The following is a 6,216-nucleotide window of genomic DNA, read 5'->3' as shown; positions in this document are numbered from 1 at the left end:
GCCCGGCCCAGTCGTGGGCCCAGTCGTGGGCGTGGGCGTGGGCGTGGGCGTGCGAGCGATTCTGTCGGTGCCGCCGTCTACCTTCTAGAACCGAACACCTGTGCGACTGGAGGGTGACGTGATTGCTTCTGAGCGATTTGAGCGTGCCGCCGTGTTGGGGGTCGCTGTGGCTGAGGAGACCCGGCGGCTGCTGAGGCTCCACCTGGGTGCGGGAGAGGAGGCGGAGGACGGGACGGTGCTGGTCGACGTGCCCTATCCCGACGCGGCTGTGGTGACGGCGCTGCTCGACGTGGCGGCCGAGTGCTTCGGCGAGCGGGGCGACTCGGTGGAGGAGACCAGGCAGGCGGCGTTGGAGACGTTGTTACAACTTGCCGGGTTCGACGAGGAGTCGCAGCTCAACCGGGCTGGACCAGGCCGTGACGATAGGCGTAGGTGACGGCTTGGGCGCGGTCCCGCAGGTGGGCCTTGGCGAAGAGGTTGTTGATGTGAGTCTTGACGGTGGCTTCCGTGATGTAGAGGCGGGTGGCGATCTCGGTGTTGGAAAGGCCCTCGGCAATCAGCATCAGCACCTCGCACTCACGCGGCGTCAGCCCATCAGGCAACTCACCCCGACGAACCCCACGCCCTTGACCGCCGGAAAGCCCACCTGACCCACCTTTAGCCAAACCCCCCGACGCACCCGTCCCCTGCGCGGCCACGCCAGGCCCGGCCGTCCCCTGAGCGGCCCCGCCCGGCACGGTTCGCCCGTACGCGGCCTTGTCCGGGCGATTCGGGCTGTCTGGGCGGTTCGGGGCCTTGTCCGGCCTGGCTGGGCTGTGCGGGGCTCCGCCTGGTGCGGCCGGCCCGTGCGCGGCCACATCAGGCGAGGCTGTCCCCTGAGCGGCCCCGCCCGGCGTGGTTTGTCCGTACGTGGCCTTGTCCGGGCTGTCCGGGCTGTCCGGGCGGTTCGGGCCGTGCGGGCTGTCCGGGCTGTCCGGGCCGTGCGGGGCCTTGTCCGCGGGCTCGGCCGGCGCGGCTGTTTCGTGAGTGGCCCCGCCCGGCGCGGGTTGCCTATACGCGGCTTTGTCGGGGCTGGTCGGGCTGTGCAGGGCTGTGCTTGGCGTGCCCGGGCCGTCCGGGGCTTCGCCTGGTGTGCCCGAGCTGTGTGGGGCTTCGCCTGATGTGGTCGGCCCGTGCGCGGCCCTGTCCGGGGTGCCCGAGTTGTGCGGGGCTCCGCCTGATGTGGTTGGTCCGTGCGCGGCCCTGTCTGGGGTGCTTGAGCTGTGCGCGGCTCCGCCTGGTGTGGCTGGTGCGTGGGGGGTGCTGTGCGTAGTTCTGCTTGGCGTGGTGGGGGATGGAGACATTGTGTCGAGGAGGCGGCGTTGGACTGTGGGGTCGAGTTGGGCGTCACCGCGCATCACCGTGGCCACGGCCGAGGCGATGTCGTCGGCGTCGGCGTCCTTGGTGAGGAAGCCCCGTGCGCCCGCCCTCAGCGCGGCGAACACCGACTCGTCATCGGAATACGTGGTGAGCACGACGACCTGGGTATCCGGGTACGCGGTACGGATGCGGCCCGTGGCCTCCACGCCGTCCATGCGGGGCATGCGCAGGTCCATCAGCACCACGTCCGGGTGTTCCGCCTCGACCAGCCGCAACGCCGCCTCACCGTCGCGCGCCGAACCGACCACCTCGATCCCCGGCAGCAGGCCGAGCAACAGCACCAGCCCTTCACGCACCACGGCCTGGTCGTCGACCACGACCACCCTGGTCGTACCCAGACCCGGGGTCGTACCGGGACCTGGGGTACCGGAGTCCGGGGTCATGATGGGACTCTCAGGTGCACCAGGAAGCCGCCGTCGTGTTCGCCTGCTGACAACGTGCCCCCCAGGAGTTCGGCGCGTTCGCGCATGCCCACCAGACCGTACCCGCCACCGGGCGAGCCCTTCTCGGCGGAGGGCGGGTTGGTGACGCGCAGGTCGCACCAGGTGCGGTCGAACGCGAGCTCCACCTGGACCGGACTGCCGGGGGCGTGGCGGCGGACGTTCGTGAGGGCCTCCTGGGCGGTCCGGAGCAGCGCGAGTTCCGTCTCCGGGGTGAGGCGATGCTCAGCGCCCGAGATGCGCAGCGTGCAGGACCGGTGGGCGGTGGTCTCGAAGTCCTCCGCGAGCGTACGCAGGGCCACCGGCAGCGCGGGCGGGTCCTCGCGCAGGGCCGACACCGCGCGCCTGGCTTCGTCGAGGCCTGACTTGGCCAGGTCGCGGGCGCGGGTGACGCGGTCGAGGGCCTCGGCCGTTCGCTCCGCGCGGAGCAGCAGCTTGGCTCCTTCCAGATGGACGAGCTGGGCCGAGAGCGAGTGGGCGAGAATGTCGTGGATCTCCCTGGCGATCCTGGCCCTCTCCGCGAGTACGGCCTCCCTCGCCTCGGCGGCCCTGGTGGCCTTGCGCTGCTTGGCCGCGTACGTGACCAGGAAGATCAGGCAGACGCTGAGCATGAGTGAGAGGTCCTCGGCCGGGGAGCCGGAGAGCTCACCCGCCACGACCAGCCCCGCGATGGCCAGCAGCCCGACGCCGATCGACTCGCGCAACTGGAGGCGGCTCACGGCGAGGCTGATGCAGACGAGCAGGATGCCGATCGTCACTCTGCTGTGGGTGATCGAGTTGAGGGCGATGGAGAGGAGCACCGCCAGGCCGAGGGCGACCAGCATGACGTGCTCCGGCACCCTCCCCAGCGGCTCGATCGCCTTCCACAGCACGCTTCGACGCAGGCGCCCGCCCCCAGCGGAAGGCGGTGGATCCTCATGTGCGGGGGAATGCGGGGGGTCCTCGGGTGTGGCGAGAGATGGGGAGTTGCCTCGTGCGGTGGAAGGCGGGGAATCTTCGCGTGGGGTGGAAGGTGGGCTGTCGCGACGTGCGGTGAGAGATAGGGAGTCCTCGCGTGTGGCGAGAGGTGGGCTGTCGCCACGTGCGGTGAAAGGTGGGGAGTTCTCGGGTGTGGCGAGAGGCGGGGAGTCCTCGCGTGGGGTGGGAGGTGGGGAGTCCTGGCGTGGGGTGGGAGGCGGGGAGTTGCCACGTGTGGTGGAAGGTGTGGAAGGGGGCGGGATCTTGTGCTCTTTGCGACGGGACAGGAGCAGGGTTGTGAGCAAGGTGAGGGCCAGGGCGATGGTCAGGATGGTGACGACCAGGGAGACGCCGGTGAGACCGGGTGCGGGGGTCGCCCGCACCTGGGCCGCGATCAGCAGCACGATCATCCCCAGCCGCAATGCGGTGGGTACGACTTTGAGCAAGTCACGCATCACCCCACGAAAGTATCCGGTCGCCTACGGGAGCCGGTAAGCGCACGTCCCCGGCCGGCGACGAGGTAGGACTGGATGCCGATGGTGAGGCCGAGGAACAGCAGGACACTGCTGGTGGCGGCGGTCAGGCCGAGGGCGGCCCCGGCGAAGTACAGCGCGACGCGGGTCGCCATCGAGGCCAGCCACGCCAGCAGCGTCCAGCCCGTGGCCTTCGACCAGGCGACGCCGGAGCCGTCGAGCCACACGCGTACGGTCCTCGCCCGCCAGACTCCGAGCGCCACCGCGGCGACCACCTCCACGGCGAACAAGGTCACGCTGAGCGCGAGGTGCCCGGTGTCGAAGAGCCCGCCCGAGGCGAGGCCGAGGACCACCATGGCGGCGGCGGTGATGAGGTTGCCCATGCCTTCGGTCTGGCGGGTACGCATCTGGCGATAGACGACGAACACGACGGCGAGGAGGACGAGGAGAGAGATTTGTACTGTATCCACGGGGTTGACCGTAGGGAGGCGGCAGTCGTACCGGATCGGTCTGTGGGTTGAGTGCGCGGATTCTCCACCCTGGGGTGGAGACGGGAATGTGCCCTGATATCGGGTCGCACGTCGAAAGGGTCTCCGGCTACCGTCGCGTCTATGCGCATTCTCTCCGTGAACGTGGGCGCGTCGATCGACGCCGAGTGGGCGGGAGACCTGAAACGTACGGCGATCGACAAGCGGGTGATCGGGCACCGGGCCGAGGTGAGGGTCAACGGGCTGGCCGGGGACGAGCGGGCGGACATAGAGCACCATGGCTCCACTGACCAGGCCGTCTACTCCTACGCCAGGGAGGACTATGACTGGTGGGAGGGCGAGCTGGGCAGGGAGCTGCGTGATGGGCGGTTCGGCGAGAACCTGACCACCTCCGGTCTCGACGTCAACGGCGCGCTGATCGGTGAGCGGTGGCGGGTGGGCAGCGCCGTGCTGGAGGTGACCGGGCCGAGGATTCCGTGTGTGGTGTTCCGGAACTGGATGGATGAGCCGGGGTGGCTCAAGCGGTTCACGGCGGCGGCTCGGCCCGGGGCGTACCTGAGGGTGGTCGAGCTCGGCGAGCTGGGGGTGGGGGACGAGGTAGAGGTCCTCGCGCGGCCGGAGGTCGGGGTGAGCGTGGGCGACTGGTTCAGGGCCAGACATGGGGACAGGGACGCCCTGCGCCGCATCCTGGCCGTTCCCGGACATGACGGTAAATGGGATGAGATGGCCAAGCGCATCCTCAAATGAGGCGCGTCCCTGAGTGGCCGGTCCCTGAGTGGCCGGTCCCTGAGTGGCCGGTCCCCTGAGTGGTCGGTGTCCCGAGGAGCCGGTCCCCCGAGTGGCGGGTCCCCCGAGTGGCCGGTCCCCGCGTCGAGTGCCCCCGCAGCGGCGGTCCCGCGCGGACTCTTCCCGTGTGGGGGCGGTCCCTGAGTGGGGCGGTCCCTGAGTGGGGTGGTCCTCGTGTGGGGGCGGTCCCCGAGTGGCTGGCCTCCTCGAGTGGCTGGTCTCCCCGAGTGGCTGGCCTCCTTGTGGGGGCGGTCGCCAAGTGGGCGGGTCTCGGGTCGGGTGCGGCGGTCTGCGGATGGGGCGCGGTTGGCGGGTGGGTGGTTCCCTTGACGGGTGGCCGGCGGGGTGCGAGGGGTCGCGCCCGGCCGGCCGGGCCGGTCAGCGTAGGACGGAGTACAGGGCCGAGGTGAGGGAGGCGCGTGAGTCGTCCTGGTCGATCGACCAGATCATCGACCCGCCCAGCCCCTTGAGCCGGATGTACGCCGCCTTCTGCACCATCGCCGCCGGATCGTCGTACGACCAGAACTCGTTCCCGTCATAGAGCCACAGGGCCCCGGTGCGCAGGTCGCGGTGGCGCTTGCCGGGCTTGGACGCCAGGTCCTTGTAGTCCTCCGTGCCGGGAGCCCACTTGCCGGGAGCGGGGCCGGTGGCGGGCTTGTACAGGCCGTCGCCGCCGCCGGTCACGCCCGTCCAGCCCTGGCCGTACGCGGGCACGCCGACCACGAGCTTGCGGGCGGGCGCGCCGCGCGAGAGGTAGTCGCGTACGGTCTGGTCGACGCTGTACCTGACCGGGTTCGGATCCCGCCGGTCGGTGAACAGGTTGCCGTTGTGCCCGGTCTGCGGCTCCCACGTACCGTGCAGGTCGTATCCCTGCACCGTCGCGAAGTCGAGCTGCTTGAACACCTGCCGCACCTCGAACCCGGCGTCGATCTTGGCCGCCGCGGCCGGGAGGAAGGCGCTGAGCTGCGCCCCCGGCGAGTACGCCCTGAGCTGCCGCCGCAGTTCCGAGGCGAACAGCGTGAAGTTCCGCTTGTCCTCGGGCCTGATCACGTTGCCCTCGGCGCCGGACGAGCCCGGCCACTCCCAGTCCAGGTCGATACCGTCGAAAACGCCCGCACCCGCGCCCGCCGGGAGCCCCGGCAGGTCGCCGCGCAGCCACAGGTCGATGCAGGAGGTCGCGAGCGCGGACCGGGACTCGGGGGTGAGGACGGCGTCGGAGAAGTGCGCGGAGCCGGTCCAGCCGCCGAGCGAGATCATCACCTTGAGCCCGCGGTGCTTGCTCTTGAGCTTGCGCAGCTGGTTGAGGTTGCCGTTGAGCGCCTGGCCCGGCTCGTCCGCGACCCCGTCCACGCTCTGCTCCGCCGGTACGGGCCGCTGCCAGTCCGCCCACGGGTCGGCCGAGTAGCAGGCGCCTTCGGCGTTCACGAACCCGAACGCGTAGTTGAGGTGGGTGAGCTTGGCGGCGGCGCCCGTGACGTCCACGTCCCTGACGTGATAGTTACGGCCGTAGACACCCCATTGGACGAAGTACGCGACCCGCTTGAAATCGGAGTCGGCCTCGGCGGGCACGGAGACCGCCGAGAGGCCGAGTAAGAGCGACAGTGCGATCAGGATCTTCTTCTTCACGGAGCGACTCCCGTGCACTCATATAGG

General features: G+C 70.3%; 6 protein-coding genes. 2 read left to right on the top strand and 4 right to left on the bottom strand.

The window, feature by feature from the left end:
- Nucleotides 1-151: 151 nt before the first annotated feature.
- Complete coding sequence (locus tag ACFPZ3_RS16335; protein ID WP_379514950.1) at nt 152-436, top strand: hypothetical protein; 285 nt, start codon at nt 152-154, stop codon at nt 434-436.
- Here the strand turns inward: ACFPZ3_RS16335 and ACFPZ3_RS16330 are convergent.
- From ACFPZ3_RS16330 to ACFPZ3_RS16320, 3 genes are all read right to left on the bottom strand, one after another.
- Complete coding sequence (locus ACFPZ3_RS16330) at nt 396-1,736, bottom strand: response regulator (protein WP_379514949.1); 1,341 nt, start codon at nt 1,734-1,736, stop codon at nt 396-398. The two genes, ACFPZ3_RS16335 and ACFPZ3_RS16330, sit on opposite strands and share 41 nt — an antisense overlap.
- Nucleotides 1,737-1,798: 62 nt before the next feature.
- Entirely contained in the window at nt 1,799-2,731 is a 933-nt protein-coding gene (locus tag ACFPZ3_RS16325) for a sensor histidine kinase (protein WP_379514948.1), read from the bottom strand.
- A 539-nt stretch (nt 2,732-3,270) separates the two neighbouring features.
- Nucleotides 3,271-3,759 (bottom strand): hypothetical protein, encoded by a 489-nt coding sequence (locus tag ACFPZ3_RS16320; protein WP_379514947.1) that lies wholly within the window; start codon nt 3,757-3,759, stop codon nt 3,271-3,273.
- 141 nt (nt 3,760-3,900) lie between these two features.
- On the opposite strand from ACFPZ3_RS16320, the gene ACFPZ3_RS16315 reads away from it, so the two are divergent.
- Nucleotides 3,901-4,524: an MOSC domain-containing protein gene (locus ACFPZ3_RS16315; protein ID WP_379514946.1), complete on the top strand. Its 624-nt coding sequence runs from the start codon at nt 3,901-3,903 to the stop codon at nt 4,522-4,524.
- 417 nt (nt 4,525-4,941) lie between these two features.
- Here ACFPZ3_RS16315 and ACFPZ3_RS16310 read toward each other — a convergent pair whose 3' ends face one another.
- On the bottom strand, nt 4,942-6,189 hold the full coding sequence (locus ACFPZ3_RS16310; RefSeq protein ID WP_379514945.1) for a glycoside hydrolase family 18 protein: 1,248 nt from the start codon (nt 6,187-6,189) through the stop codon (nt 4,942-4,944).
- Nucleotides 6,190-6,216 lie beyond the last annotated feature (27 nt).

This window comes from Nonomuraea insulae (assembly GCF_042656245.1).
This window is presented reverse-complemented; position numbering and strand designations above follow the sequence as displayed.